Raw genomic sequence first — 14,794 nt, 5'->3', positions numbered from 1 at the left:
AGCAAGATAAATAAGTAACAGGTTTAGTGTAAAGTTTCATATTGAAATTATAGGGGGATAAGAAAATGGAACAAGTACGACATAAAGACGCACGACCAACAATGAATCTAGTTCCCATATTAGGGAAAATGGAGTAGAAGGGTATTACTATTTGATTATATTAATATGAAGTGAAATTAACTACAGACTTTTTAAAGGAAGTGAAACAATGTTTGAGAAGATTGATAAGTTACAGGAGAAAATAGCAAAGCTTCGACCTTTGAACAAGACTGAGCTTGAAAAGCTAAGAGAAAACTTTATTATAGAGAATACATATAACTCTAACGCTATTGAGGGGAATACTCTTACTTTAAGGGAAACGGCTTTAATACTACAACAAGGAATTACCATTCAAGGTAAAAAGGTACGTGAACATATAGAGGTAATAGGATATAAGGACGCTTTTTATTACATTTTAGATATTGTTAACGAGCCATTGACAAAACAAGCTATAAAAAATATACATAGCTTGGTTTTAATGCATGATAGAGAGAATAAAGGAGTATTTAGACGTGTTAACGTTCAAATATTAGGTTCTAGCCATAAGACTAGTGAACCGCAAGAAATAGAAAGTAATATTGATAAGTTATTAGTTAAATATGAAGCGTGGAAACAAGAACATCATATTATTAAAGCTACAGTATTGTTACATCTAGAATTTGAAAGTATACACCCGTTTATTGATGGAAACGGAAGAACAGGAAGACTAATTCTTAATTTTGAATTAATAAAACATGGATTGCTACCAGTAAATATTAAATTTACAGATAGGGAAAAATACTACACTAGTTTTGATGAGTATTATATAAATAGTAATGCTGATTATCTAACTGACTTAATAACGAATTATGAAGTTGAAGAACTTGAAAAGTATATTAGTATGATAGATTGTTAAAATAGATTATGAACAGTCAATAAATAGGGAGCGACTCAGAAACCGTGATTTCTTAAGGAATCACGGTTTTGAGTTGCTTCCATATAATCTTTCGTTAAAATTACGAAAAAATAATAATTCATGGTACAATATAACTAAAATGTTATAAAAAATTAAGAGGATGTATTATGGGTAAAAAAATAAGAAAATTTCCATCGATAAAAAAGAATAATAATTTTGTTTTGGATAGAGAAATAGAGCTGGTATATACAGAACTACAAGAAAATACTTTTAAGAATATCAAATTTATTAACAAAGAAGATCAATTAGATTTTAATGAATCATTAAAACTTTTTGCTAATTTTATGGTGACAGGAGATAAGAAATTTATTGAAAAAGCACATCTAAAATCACCTTATAATATATTCGCTAATATGTATATGCTATCTGAACAACAAAAATCTCCTCTTGAAATAATAGAGGATATTGATGAGTTGAAATTTAAAACTGTAAAATATCCAATTGTAGGTAATCCTAATTTCAAGAATGATTTTAATAAGGTTGTAATTCAGCATTTGATTTCAATTTATCTTGATAATCAAATGTATAGTGCAATTCCTAACGCTAGTCTTATTTGGATAAATCTTGATAGAGGAGAGCTTAAACTTGATGGTATTTTAATGGATACTATTATAGCATATTTAAAAATTGATTCTGCAGATAGATTCTATAGGTTGTATAATGAATTATCACCTACCTCGAAATTAGACGAATTTGTTCAATTAGCTAAGATAATATTTGATATTAGAAGGTTGAATGATGAAGAGGTTGTAGAAACTATGGCGACTATAAAATACATTAATCCGAAAATTGAGAGATTACTAGATATTGTCTCTAATCAACAATTATTTAATAAAAACGAATTTAATAGATTGATACATAGTGAGACAAAGGTAGAACAATTAATTGAATTTATTATGGTTGATTATGTGATAGAGTATTTAATGTGGGTTAATTCTCGTATAAGAACCGGAAAACAATTAAATAAAAAAATTAAGGCAAGAAGTATATCTGTAGAAACGATGAAAAATGATTCGATTTTCAAAAATATTAGTTTTAAGGCGTTAAATGCTCTTAAAAAAGAGGGATTATTAAAAAAAGAGGATTTCTTAAACGTTACAGAAAAATATTTATTAAATGAAGTCGATAATGTAGGGAAGAAATCTATAAAACAATTAAAAGAAAATGGTGTAGAGTTTAAAAAGGAGGTAAGAAGTTAATATGAAAAATGAACAGGCAATCGAGTTATTAGGTCCAGATTGGGAAAAGGTTTCAGAAATTATATTAAAATATCATGAGGAGATAAATAATGAATTAGATAAACAGTCTACACTAACACAAGTAATTTATTTAGATAAAGCTATAAATAATCTAAAATTTATTTTTAACTTGGCATCTGATATGAACGTTAATTTAGAGGGAAGTGACTGGGGGAGAGCCCTAATAGATATTTTTTCAATATCTGTAAAAAAATTTAAAGAGGTCCATAAATATACAGATAGTTTGAAACTATTATTGTTGATTTATTTAGTTAATCCAAGCAATAAGACTTCAATAGAGTATGAGATAGCAGAACTGTGTGTAGAGCTTGGTAGATATGATGTTTTTGAGGAATATTTCCAAGACACTACAGATTTAGAGTTACTTATGGCAGGTACATTATTAGCTATCATGATAGAAGATGAAGAAGAAGCGAGGGTTTATTTCGAGAGATTACGAGAAGAACATCGTGATGTGGCACTATTCTTCGGGAAAGACTATTACCCTACCAATAATATAAAAAGAACTATTCCAAAAACATTAAAAAACAATGATGAATTTTTTAATATGTTGATGAGATATAAAGAATATTTACAGAGTGAGCATATTTATCATATCCTTAAATATTTCGCGAAAAATCCAGTGAATATACGAAAAATCAAAGAAGAGAAAGAAAAGATACAAAGCCAAAAAATGGGAATGGACAGATTTTTACAAAGTTTAGGTATCAACCGAAGTGATTATGCGTGGAATCTTGTGAATTTTGGAATTGGAACTAAAGATGATTTCAAGAATTATACTAAAAAAGAAGTTTTAAGCATAGATGGAATTGGACCGAAGACTATTGCAAAGTTAGAAGAAGCGGGTATAGAGTTTAAGGAAGAATAAAAGATAGAGAACAACAACTAGATAAAATAAATTTTTATCAGTTGATAAAAATTATATGTTTAGCAGAAACTCGAATCTGGGGAACTGGATTCGAGGTTTTTGCGGTGGGTAATAAAAAGACAGTCTCACAATAATGCGAAACTACCTTTTTACTAGTTTTATAGATTTTGAAAGTGTCGATAATATAATTCTTACGATAATAACAAGAATTATTGTAAGTATGAAGTTCAGGGCTACTACCACTGGAAATAGACTAAATCTTATAGTCGTATTAGTAATCTGATTTACAAAAGGATATGTAATATTATCCACAATATATGAAAGTAGGTAGGCTAGCAAGGTATTATTCGATACAAAAATGATGCTAGTTCTAAGTTTAGAATTCACGTTAATATCGAGATTAAGCAACCATGAAAAAATGCATGTTGTAATAATTACGATGAAGATGTTAATATGAAGTCCAGATTCAACATATATCTGAAATTTGTAATAAACTAGAGCTGACAATATACTTGTTATAGCAAGTAATTTTAATGTAAACTTAGAATTTCTATTTAATATATTTTTATTATATGAGAAACATACCCCTATAATATAATATAAAAGAGGCCATGTAAGGGACCACCAATTTGGCAAAATATAACCTAAGATAGAATATCTAATATCATAAAATAAATTTAATAAGGTAACTGGTATAGATATAGCTAATATAATATTTAACATTGCGTGCTTTCTAGTTATATCTGTCATATTTTTAAAAGATATATTAATAATAGGTGCGATTAACATTAGACCTACATACATATTAATATACCATCCGTAGTATTTATAATGTAAGATATTAATAAGAGTAGTTTTAAATAGAATAGTATTAATAGCATATTTATTATCTACTAGTGTTAAAATAAACATAGCAAATGAATACAGTAGGTAAATACGACCAATATTTAAATAATATTTTCTATTCCAAGTTTTATCCTTATTTAAATAACCAGTAACAACAATAAACAAAGGAACACATGTCATTGTAATATTACGTACAGTAACGAATGGTATACTAATAAGTGTATACTCTATAGAGTAAAATTTTGTGTATAGAAAAAAGTGTAAGCCAATAACTAGTAATAATGCAAGTGTTTTAATAATATCAATATTAATATTTCGTTTTGAAAAATTCATAATAAACCTCTAAGAAATTTGATTAGTAACAATATATCATAAAAAAATACAATAGTATAGTATAAGGAAAAGTAAAGTTAGATATAATTTGAAAAAAACTTTTAATTATAGTATTATACTAGTGTTATTAAATTTTGAGTATTATATTTTAAGGGAAGGGGGAAAGGTAAGTAGTGAAGAAAACTACATCGCTAATAATTTCAATTGTTATACCATTGTTAATTGTAGTGCTGTATAGATATTTATATGGATATATTTATCATGCTGTTGATGATGTTACAATTAATTATTCGATTTTAAATAAAGAATATATGTTACTTCCCTACATGGGAATAATATTAACTAAGATATTAGTAATATTACAGAGTTTATTTTCAAATATTAATATTTTCTTCGTTTTTTTAGTATCAGCGTATAGTATAAGCTTTTCATGTTTGTTTTATCTGATGAGAGATAGGAAATATAAAATAGTTCTATGGATAATAGTTTTAGTAATAGAGGTTTCTTTATTAAAATATTTTACATATTCTGTGGTTGCTTATTTGTTATCTATCTCGGGAATATTTTTACTTTATAAAGAAAAAAATATAGTTTTTCCTACTATACTTATATTTATAGGTATCTCTCTTAGAGTTCAAATAATATCAAGTCTTTTGGTATTATGTTTGGTGATAATCATATTTGAACTAATTAGGAATAAAAAGGTAAAACAAACATGTATTTTAATTAGTACAATTTTTATTGTAAGTTTAACTAATTGGTTATTTATACAAAGTAATGATGTAGAGAAATCTTATATAGAATGGAATGAAAAGAGTACTTTAATAAGGGATTATCCAGCTATTGATTATTCTGCAAAAAAAGAAAGTCTAGATAAGATAGGTATTACTGAAAATACTTTAGTAAGTCATAATTCTTGGATACTTTCAGAAAAAGAAATCTTTAGTAATGAGTTGTTAGATAATCTTGATAAAGTAAGATCAGTATCAGAAAAATATAATTTTTCAATTAAAGATATCCTCATTAAGTTTAAATCTAACGAGTTTTACAAGTCATTTACATTCTTTGTACTCCTTGTTTTTATTTTTTATAAATCTAAAAGTTTTTATGGATATCTGCTATTTTTATGCCCCATCGCTTTGTTAACAGCACTAATAGTTAGGCAAAGAATAGTAGAGAGAGTTTATATACCTATCATTATTCTAACTCTATTTATTTTTATTGTATATAGGAATGAGTTATTTATAAAAAGAAATTATAAATTATTGAATAATCTAGAAAACGTTATTTTTACAGCTACATGCATACTATTAATGGGCTCTATTTGGAACTATGGGAAAAATGAATTGTATTGGTTTAATTATCATCCTCATGATTTTAATAAAGATTATAATAATGTGCTAGTTAATAATAGAGAGAACTTATATGTTATTGCAGGTTATGGGAATTTAATTAGTTCACAACCTAATGTTAGTAAGGTATTTGTTGAGACAGATAAGTTAACAAAAAACATAATAACTTTTGGAACGTGGCAAACATTCTCACCGGAATATCATGATAAACTAAAAGGATTTGGAGTGAAAGATACGAATAATATTCTTTCTGGTGCGGTAAATAGTGATAATATTAAATTCATTTTACCTAAGGATTCTAGTGCTTTTGATAAAATTAGAGTATTGTTTAAGGAAAATTATGATAGAGATGTTTATTTTGTGAAAGAAAGTGATATTTCAAATGATATGAATATATATATATTAAGGAGTGACCAGTAATGAGTAGTAAGAGAATTGAATATATCGATATGCTAAAGGCTTTTTGTATAATCCTAGTAATAGCAGGTCATATGGGATACACTCCAATCAAGATGAAATTATTACTGTATATATTCCATATACCTTTATTTTTCTTTTTATCTGGAATGACTTTAAACGTAGCTAAGTATACATCATTCTTTGAATTCTTCGTTAGAAAGTTTAAAACAATAGTTATACCTTGCTTATTGATGAATATTTCTATATTTTCTATTAAATCATTTATCTTGCAACCGCAATTTATATTGAAAATAGATATTATACATTTCATAAAAGCAATGATAGTCGCTGATAGAATGCATATTTATTATCAACTGTGGTTTTTAAATGTATTATTCTTAGCAGAACTAGTTTGTTATTTTGCGATAAAATACAGTGATACATTATATAAATATATAATTGTATATATTGTACTTATATTGTGTGGTTGTTTAGGAAAAAAACTATATGAGATGGAATTTTGGTTAATTTGGAGTTTTGATCTTGTACCGTATGCGACTATCTTTATTTTATCAGGATATATATTGAGAAGAAATCTAGTCACGTTACAAAGTTATTTCAAAATATTATACTTTTTACCAGTTGTTGCGGTAAGTATCATATGTGGAGTTTACAACACTAGAGTAGACCTTTTTTATCAACAGATTAATTCGACTTTATTGTATTTTGTTGCTGCTTTCTTTGGTATCTGGGCAAGTTTTATATTATTTAAAAATATTCCAAATATACCAATACTAGAAAGAATTGGTGGTAACACATTGATATATTATGCATATCATTCACCAATAGTTTTATATATCTTAGATATAATTATGGAGCAACTTGCTGGTAAGTATACGGGAATATTTGTTAGTAATTATATAATAGCCATTGTAGAACTATTTTTAGCGATAATATTGTGTGAATTGATTGCTAAGATAATTAATAATACTTTTCCGTTTATTATTGGAAAATCATTTAAGACAACCTAATTTGGTTGTCTTTTTTACTTCCATTTCTTCTGTTCTATTATGAAATATGGTATAATAAAAAGATAGAATAAATTTACAAAACTGATTAAGAATATTCAGTTAGCGTGTAAGGTGAAAGATGAATATTGACAATAGATTTGAAACAGAAGCGGTAAAAAAATACAGAGCTTCTATTGAAAAGAAGAAGATATCGCTGTTTCTGAAATTACTTTTTGATAAGGTATTGGCATTAATCTTGCTTATTCCTTTATCACCGATAATTTTAGGAATAGCTATTTGGATAAAATTAGATAGTGAAGGGCCTGTGTTCTACAGGCAAGAGCGTATTACAACTTATGGTCGAACATTTAGAATCTTTAAGTTTAGAACTATGGTTAAAGATGCTGATAAGCTGGGGACGGCTGTTACTCAGCAAAATGATCCACGTATTAGCAAAGTTGGTCATAAACTTCGTAAACTTAGATTAGATGAACTGCCGCAGCTTATAAATGTCTTACTAGGTGATATGAGTTTTGTAGGAGTAAGACCGGAAGTTGCGAAATATGTAGATAAGTACACTGATGAGATGAATGCAACATTACTACTTCCTGCAGGGATAACTTCTCCAGCGAGTATTGAATACAAAGATGAAGACGAAGTTATTGAAAAGTTCAAGGGAAGCGGAAGAAGTGTGGATGAAATATATGTCGAGGAAATTCTTCCGGATAAGATGAAATATAACTTAAAGTACATTGAAGAATTTAGTGTTATAAATGATATTAAAATAATGATAAGAACTGCTATTGCGGTTGTTAAATAAAATATAATAAGATTGATTGAGGCTTTTTAATTGATTAAAATAGATAGTATTGTATAATAAATAGACAATTCGATCAAGAAACACAAGAGGCCTTCCACAATATTAGTCTCTTGTGTTTTTTTATTAGAAAGAGTAGAAACAAATAATTAGGAGTTTGAGATGAAAAAATATAATATACCATTTTCTCCACCAGATATTAGCGATGGAGAAATTAATGAAGTAATAGATACTTTAAAATCGGGTTGGATTACAACTGGACCGAAGACAAAAGAATTAGAAAGAAGATTGTCAGATTTTACGGATACACCTAAAACTGTTTGCCTTAATTCTGCAACTGCAGCTTTAGAACTAACTTTACGTGTTTTAGGTATTGGTAAAGGTGATGAGGTTATCGTTCCTGCGATGACATATACTGCTTCTTGTAGTGTGATTTACCATGTTGGAGCGAAGGCTGTTATCGTTGATATTGCTGAAGATAGTCATGAGATGGATTATGTTGCTTTAGCTAATGCTATTACTGAGAATACGAAGGCTGTTATTCCTGTTGATTTAGCTGGGATTCCATGTGATTATGATAAGATTTTTGAAGTTGTTGAGAGTAAGAAACACTTATTCAAGGCTAATAGTGAATATCAAGAAAAGCTCGGAAGAGTCGCTGTTGTAGCTGATGGAGCTCATGCTTTAGGAAGTACGTATAAAGGTAAGAAAATTGGTTCGGTAGCTGATTTTACTACATTCTCATTCCATGCTGTGAAAAACTTCACTACTGCTGAAGGTGGAAGTGTAACATGGAAAGAAAATCTAAACTTTGATAATGAAGAATTATATAGAGAATATCAAATATATTCTCTTCATGGTCAAACGAAAGATGCATTAGCTAAAACAAAAGCAGGATCTTGGGAATATGATATTATTATCCCTGGATATAAATGTAACTTAACTGATATCGCTGCATCTATTGGATTAGTTCAACTAGACCGTTATCCTAAACTTTTAGAGTGTCGTGAGGATATTATTAGTCAGTACAATAAAGGTTTTGAAGGTACTAGAATTACAGCGTTAAGTCATAGTTCAGAAGATTATAAATCTTGTGGGCACCTGTATATAACTCATATCGAAGGCGTAACATTTGAACAACGTGGCGAGATAATTGTTAAGATGGCTGAACGTGGAATTAGCTGTAATGTACACTATAAACCACTACCATTATTAACTGCATACAAAAATTTAGGATTTGATATTGAGAACTATCCTAATGCGTATAATTATTATGTAAAAGAAATAACATTACCTTTACACACAAGGCTTAGTGACGAAGATGTCAATGTAATTATTGATAACTTCAAGGAAATAGTTGAGGAGGTAGTAGGTGAGTAGTTTAAAAGAGATTCAAAATAAAAGCTTAGAGATGGCTGAGTATTTTGTAGAATTTTGTAAAAAACATGGCTTACTTTGTTATCTTTGTGGTGGTGGAGCCATTGGTGGGCTTCGTAATAAAGGATTTATACCTTGGGATGATGATTTAGATTTTTTCATGCCTAGAAAAGACTATGAAAAACTTCCAGAACTTTGGAGAAAGTATGCCAAGGAACAATATTTCTTATCAAAAAGCGATAGTAACTTTGTTGATAGAAATCTATTTATCACGATTCGAGATAGAGAAACAACATGTATAAAACCATATCAGCAAGATTTGAATATGCCACATGGTCTGGCGTTAGACGTTATACCTTTAGATTATTATCCTAAGAATGAAGAGGATAGAAAAAAACAAGTTCGTTGGGCATTAATTTATTCGCTATTCTGTGCGCAGACTATTCCAGAAAAACATGGCGCAGTAATGAGATGGAGTGGTGCTATTCTTTTAGGTTTAACACCAGGCAAACTACGTTATAAAATCTGGAAAAAAGCTGAAAAAGAAATGATAAAGTACACACGTGAAGAAAGTGATGGAATAACAGAACTTTGTACAGGTCCAGGCTATATGATGAAAAAATATCCGATTGAAGCATTCGAAGATAATATTTTTATTGATTTTGAAAATACTAAAATGCCTATACCTGTGGGATATGACATTTATCTTAAAACAGCATTTGGTGATTATATGACACCACCTCCAAAAGATAAACAAGTACCACATCATGATTCAGTAATAGTAGATATGGAAAATAGTTATCTTAAGTATAAGGGGAAGTATTATGGACGAAAAAATTAGTGTAATAGTACCAGTATATAATGTAGAACAATACTTAGAACGTTGCGTAGACTCAATTATCAATCAAACGTATAAGAATTTAGAAATTATTTTAGTAAATGATGGATCAACTGACAGCAGTGGAGAATTATGTGATGAGCTTGCTAAGAAAGACGCTAGAATAAGGGTGGTTCATAAGGAAAATGGTGGTTTATCGGATGCGAGGAATGTTGGTATAGAAGAAGCTGTATCAGACTTAATTGGGTTTATAGATAGTGATGATTATATTGATGAAGATATGTATGAGTTACTGATAGATAATTTAAGAGAAACTAATGCAGATTTATCAATGTGTGGTCATTATGATGTTTATAATAATGTTTCTGAAGCGCAAGTAACTGAAAAGAAAACATGGGCGCTTAATCCCGAAGAAGCTATTAAGATGGTTATGGAAGCAAAGATATTATCTGTAACAGCTGTTAATAAATTATATAAAAAGAGTTTATTTTCAGAGCTCAAATTTGAAATTGGGAAAATCGCTGAAGATGCATTTATTATGATAAAACTTCTTGATAAATGTAATATAGTAGTAGCGACAAATGAAAAAAAATACTACTATGTGCATAGAGAAAATAGTATTACTACGCAAAAATTCTCAACTAAATTTCTAAATGTAATAGAAGCTTATGAACAAAATAGGGAAATTATTCTGGATAGGTACCCTACATTAGAAGGCGTGGCACAAACAAGAATGAATTGGGCACACTTCTATGTATTAGATAGATTATTATTAGATAAAGATTATAGTGATAGAATATTAGAAAATAAGTTAATATCGTATTTGAAAAATCATAGTAAGGATATTATAAAAGATTCATTATTTACAAAAGGTAGAAAAATTGGATTTGTTGCCTTATTATTGAATAGAAATCTATATAGAAAAATAATAGAGAAGAGAGGATATTAATTATAGTATGTTAAAACAATTAGAAAAAAATTATTTTAAAATAAATCTGGCATTTATCTTAATTGTTACGGTTTATTGTATGTGTGGTTTAATTGTTCCGCTACAATTTATTTCAGCTAACAAGATAATTGCAGGGGGAATGACGTTACTTGGAATTCTTTTAGCAACGTATAATTTAGTTATTAAGAAAGTATATCTAAAGATAAAAACAATAGAATATTTATTATTATTTTTTGCTTTTAATATAATTACTAGTATTCTAGTGATATCTTATGGTTATTCTACAAATATTAAAAACACGTTGATATTTTATATTTATTTCTTAACAGTATTCCCTATATTTACTGGAATTACTAGAGAAGAGGGTAAAACATTATATAATTACTTTTTCTATATGGTTACTGTACTTAATACATTTGGAGTATTAGTCTCATTAATTCAATTCGTATTATTGAAAGGCTACAGAGTACACGACTATAAAGGATTGTATATTAGACAAGGGTTTATAGAATCTAGATTATTCGGTATTTTAGCAAGTCCTAACTTTTTATCATTAGTTTCATTAATTGTAATTATATTTTTAGCTTCAAAAATCTGTAGCATTGAGAGAAACTATAGATATTTAACTTATACGGCTATTGCATTGAATTTTATCTATATTGTACTATCTGGTTCGAGAACAGCTTTTATTTGTACGATATTAGTATCTGTAGTATATGCGTTTGTAATGTTCTACCAAAAAGGGAATGCTAAATCCATATTTAAGGTGATTTTAGCGATAATAGTTGTTTTATTTAGTTATAAAGCTGTTAATTATACAAGTGAACAATATTTAAAATATAATAAAGAACGAATAGAAATTAAAGATAGTAATCTTTCTCTTGAAAGAACAGATACAAGCGAAGAAAATATTTCTAATAATAGATTTGCGATTTGGAAATCAACAGCTTCGTTTATACCTAAAAAACCGATTTTCGGATATTCTGGAGGAAATTGGTATGAAATAGGTAAGAAGATCAATCCAGATGAATATATTATAAGAGAGCATTATCTAACTCATAATGGATACTTAGAAGTCTTATTTTATAATGGATTAACAGGATTTGCTACGATGGGAGTGTTCGTATTATCATTTTTTGTTTCAATGGTAAAAAGAATCTTAAAAGAGAAGAAAGAGGAAATCGTAAATAAGGAAGCATTGTCGATACTATTGATGATTATAGTTATTTTAGTATCTAATTTATTTTTAAGTTCTACGTTTTATGGTATCTCATTATTAGGAATGATATTATTCTTAACATCTGGATATTATTATTCAGTGGTTAGTTCTGATAAAAAAGATTACAAAAAATTAAATATAGATGAAATAAAAGAAGTTGAATTAGGAGTTATGGATTATATCCATAAAATTTGCCAAGAAAAAGGTATTAACTATACACTAGCTTATGGGAGTCTATTAGGAGCTGTTAGACATAAAGGATTTATTCCGTGGGATGATGATTTGGATATTGCATTGAAGAGACAAGAATACGATAGATTGTATAAAGCAATACAAGAAGATAATGATAAAATCTATAAAGTAGTTTCTTGGGAAAACGATGCTAGGTATCCTTATCCATTTTACAGAGTGTATGATAGTAGAACTGTTTATGAAAATAATTATATACAGAATGATATAGAATTAGGGATTTGCGTTGATGTTTTTCCTTTTGATGATTATAAAGATGTAAATAAAGAAATTACGAAATTAGACATGTGCCGTCGATTATCTGTATATACCTTATATGGTATAAGAAATAAAGATGCTGGAGTTAAAAACCTTGTAAGATATTTATTGTTAATAGTATTCAGATTGACAAGAGTGAAAATATGGAATAAGAGATTAAATAATTGTTCTAAAGCTTCTGTGGATAGTGGATATATTGATTATCTTATGGAATCTAAAAGATACAGCACAAAGATAGATAGTAAATCATTGGATAAAGTAATCGATAGTAAATTTGAAAATAGAATATATAGAATTCCCCAAGAATACGATCATATTCTAACTACGATTTATGGTTCTGATTATATGGAAATACCACCAGTAGAAAAAAGAATACAGCATGATGATTTTGTAGCGTATATAAAAAAGGAGAAGTAATATGTTACAATGGCTTAAGAGGAGTTTAGCCAGTTTTTTAGGTGATAAAAAAGATGTGGTTAAAAATCTTCCTTTAATAAAAAAATTGAATGAAAAAGCAAATATTGAATTAGACTCTAAAAGAAGTATTTTATTAGAAGAAAATTTTGAGGAGATTTTAAACATAGTTTATGGCTTTGATTTAAAGAATTATGATATTTGGTTAGATTTTGGAACTTTATTAGGATACTACAGAGAAAATGATTTTATAAGCCATGATTTGGATATGGATTTTGGAGTTCGAGTTTCAAATTTTGAAGAATTCGAAGTGGTAGAAAAATATCTTACAAATAAGGGATTTAAAAGAACGAAAGAATTTTATTATAATAAAAGTTTAGTTGAATTATCTTACAGCTATAAAGGGCTTAATGTAGATTTTATTATCTATAAAAAAGAAGGTGATAAAATCTCTTCTGACACAATATTTTTTATGACTAATGCATTGGGGAATCCTACTAGATATGAGGTCTATCATTATAAAATACCATTTAAAGGGATAAAAGTATGTGATTTTAAAGGTGTGAACGCGAAGGTACCTAGTAACACTGAGGAGTATTTGAGAACTTTATATGGAGAAGATTTTAAGACTCCCAATACTCATTATAATTGGAAAGAAAATCCAATTTATAAACGCGGGAATGCAGAGCTAGCTGAGGTTATTTTATATAAAGGAAAGTAAGTTAGAGGATAATATTATGGAAAATAGAATAGTATTATGGGATAATCTGAAGTTTTTTCTTATAACTTGTGTTGTGATAGGGCATTTTGCGGATCAATTTACAGATGTATCTAATATTTATGATAGTATATTTTTATTTATTTATTCGTTTCATATTCCGCTGTTTATTTTTATAGCTGGATTGATGTTCAAGAATAGGAATATTACGGCTAAAGCTATATTTTATATAAGTATTGGTTTTTCGTATAAAATAGTTTCAGCAATAGTGGAAAGGTTACTAGGTACGGTAAAAGTTGAATTCTTTTTATTATGGGATGGTGGGCTTTCATGGTTTATGTTTGCCTTGGCAGCATATATAGTAATTTTAAAAATAATTGAAAAACAGAATAAGGAATATATTTTAGTGTTTTCGATAGTATTGGCTTGTTTTGTAGGATATGATCCAGGAATAGGAGATTTCCTATACTTGTCAAGGATAATAATATTTTTCCCATTCTTTTTGAGTGGGGTATTATTACAAAACTTCGATATAGTAAGTTTTAAAGATAAAAATTTTAAATATAAATTCTTAGCAGGGCTTATAGTTTTAGTTTGGTTAGGATTATGTATTTATGAAGTAGATAGAGTATATGGGCTAAGATATCTGTTTACAGGGAGAAACCCGTTTTTTCCAAAGATAATGAGTTATGCTCCATTAGTAAGATTAGCTAGTTATATCATATCTTTTAGTATAGGTTTTTCTCTTGTAATGCTTATGCCTAATCAAAGGATGTTCTTAATTACAGACATGGGAGAAAATTCTATAAATGTATATTTCTGGCATATGCATATATATTATATTTTGAATAAAGTATTTAATATCTCTAATGTATTTAATTATGGAGTTAGTGG

13 protein-coding genes are annotated in these 14,794 nt (G+C 28.1%); 12 read left to right on the top strand and 1 reads right to left on the bottom strand.

Going from position 1 to position 14,794, the window contains the following annotated elements; all coding sequences use genetic code 11:
• Window positions 1–208 precede the first annotated feature (208 nt).
• The 3 genes from RWQ73_RS05120 (at window position 209) to RWQ73_RS05110 (ending at window position 3,121) form a co-directional block, all read left to right on the top strand.
• Window positions 209–934, top strand: a complete 726-nt coding sequence (locus RWQ73_RS05120) for a Fic family protein (RefSeq protein WP_314407045.1) — start codon at window positions 209–211, stop codon at window positions 932–934.
• Between the two features lie 167 nt (window positions 935–1,101).
• Entirely contained in the window at window positions 1,102–2,193 is a 1,092-nt protein-coding gene (locus tag RWQ73_RS05115; RefSeq protein ID WP_314084439.1) for a hypothetical protein, read from the top strand.
• Between the two features lies 1 nt (window position 2,194).
• On the top strand, window positions 2,195–3,121 hold the full coding sequence (locus RWQ73_RS05110) for a helix-hairpin-helix domain-containing protein (RefSeq protein ID WP_314407043.1): 927 nt from the start codon (window positions 2,195–2,197) through the stop codon (window positions 3,119–3,121).
• Window positions 3,122–3,262: 141 nt separating this feature from the next.
• Here the strand turns inward: RWQ73_RS05110 and RWQ73_RS05105 are convergent, their stop codons facing one another.
• Window positions 3,263–4,300 (bottom strand): acyltransferase family protein, encoded by a 1,038-nt coding sequence (locus tag RWQ73_RS05105; RefSeq protein ID WP_314407042.1) that lies wholly within the window; start codon window positions 4,298–4,300, stop codon window positions 3,263–3,265.
• Between the two features lie 173 nt (window positions 4,301–4,473).
• On the opposite strand from RWQ73_RS05105, the gene RWQ73_RS05100 reads away from it, so the two are divergent.
• From RWQ73_RS05100 to RWQ73_RS05060, 9 genes are all read left to right on the top strand, one after another.
• Complete coding sequence (locus RWQ73_RS05100) at window positions 4,474–6,072, top strand: hypothetical protein (RefSeq protein ID WP_314407040.1); 1,599 nt, start codon at window positions 4,474–4,476, stop codon at window positions 6,070–6,072.
• Complete coding sequence (locus RWQ73_RS05095; RefSeq protein WP_314407038.1) at window positions 6,072–7,082, top strand: acyltransferase; 1,011 nt, start codon at window positions 6,072–6,074, stop codon at window positions 7,080–7,082. The genes RWQ73_RS05100 and RWQ73_RS05095 overlap by 1 nt, the downstream gene beginning before the upstream one ends.
• A 118-nt stretch (window positions 7,083–7,200) precedes the next feature.
• Window positions 7,201–7,881 carry a sugar transferase gene (locus tag RWQ73_RS05090; RefSeq protein ID WP_314396921.1) on the top strand — a complete coding sequence of 227 codons (681 nt, stop codon included), beginning with the start codon at window positions 7,201–7,203 and terminating at the stop codon, window positions 7,879–7,881.
• Window positions 7,882–8,040: 159 nt separating this feature from the next.
• The gene (locus tag RWQ73_RS05085) at window positions 8,041–9,258 is read left to right on the top strand and encodes a DegT/DnrJ/EryC1/StrS family aminotransferase (RefSeq protein WP_314407037.1); all 1,218 of its coding nucleotides are present in this window, start codon (window positions 8,041–8,043) and stop codon (window positions 9,256–9,258) included.
• Entirely contained in the window at window positions 9,251–10,096 is an 846-nt protein-coding gene (locus RWQ73_RS05080; RefSeq protein ID WP_314407035.1) for a phosphorylcholine transferase LicD, read from the top strand. Before RWQ73_RS05085 ends, RWQ73_RS05080 begins: the two co-directional genes overlap by 8 nt.
• Window positions 10,080–11,042, top strand: coding sequence for a glycosyltransferase family 2 protein (locus RWQ73_RS05075; RefSeq protein ID WP_314407034.1), 963 nt, complete (start codon window positions 10,080–10,082; stop codon window positions 11,040–11,042). The genes RWQ73_RS05080 and RWQ73_RS05075 overlap by 17 nt, the downstream gene beginning before the upstream one ends.
• A gap of 7 nt (window positions 11,043–11,049) precedes the next feature.
• Window positions 11,050–13,185, top strand: a complete 2,136-nt coding sequence (locus tag RWQ73_RS05070; RefSeq protein ID WP_314407032.1) for a LicD family protein — start codon at window positions 11,050–11,052, stop codon at window positions 13,183–13,185.
• A gap of 1 nt (window position 13,186) precedes the next feature.
• Window positions 13,187–13,903 carry a LicD family protein gene (locus RWQ73_RS05065; RefSeq protein WP_314407030.1) on the top strand — a complete coding sequence of 239 codons (717 nt, stop codon included), beginning with the start codon at window positions 13,187–13,189 and terminating at the stop codon, window positions 13,901–13,903.
• A 16-nt stretch (window positions 13,904–13,919) separates the two neighbouring features.
• On the top strand, window positions 13,920–14,794 hold an 875-nt coding region (locus RWQ73_RS05060; protein WP_314407029.1), incomplete at its 3' end, for an acyltransferase family protein.

It is taken from the genome of uncultured Gemella sp. (assembly GCF_963525875.1).
Classification (GTDB): domain Bacteria; phylum Bacillota; class Bacilli; order Staphylococcales; family Gemellaceae; genus Gemella.
Note: the sequence above shows the minus strand (reverse complement) of the source record. Positions and strands in the feature narration are given on the sequence as shown.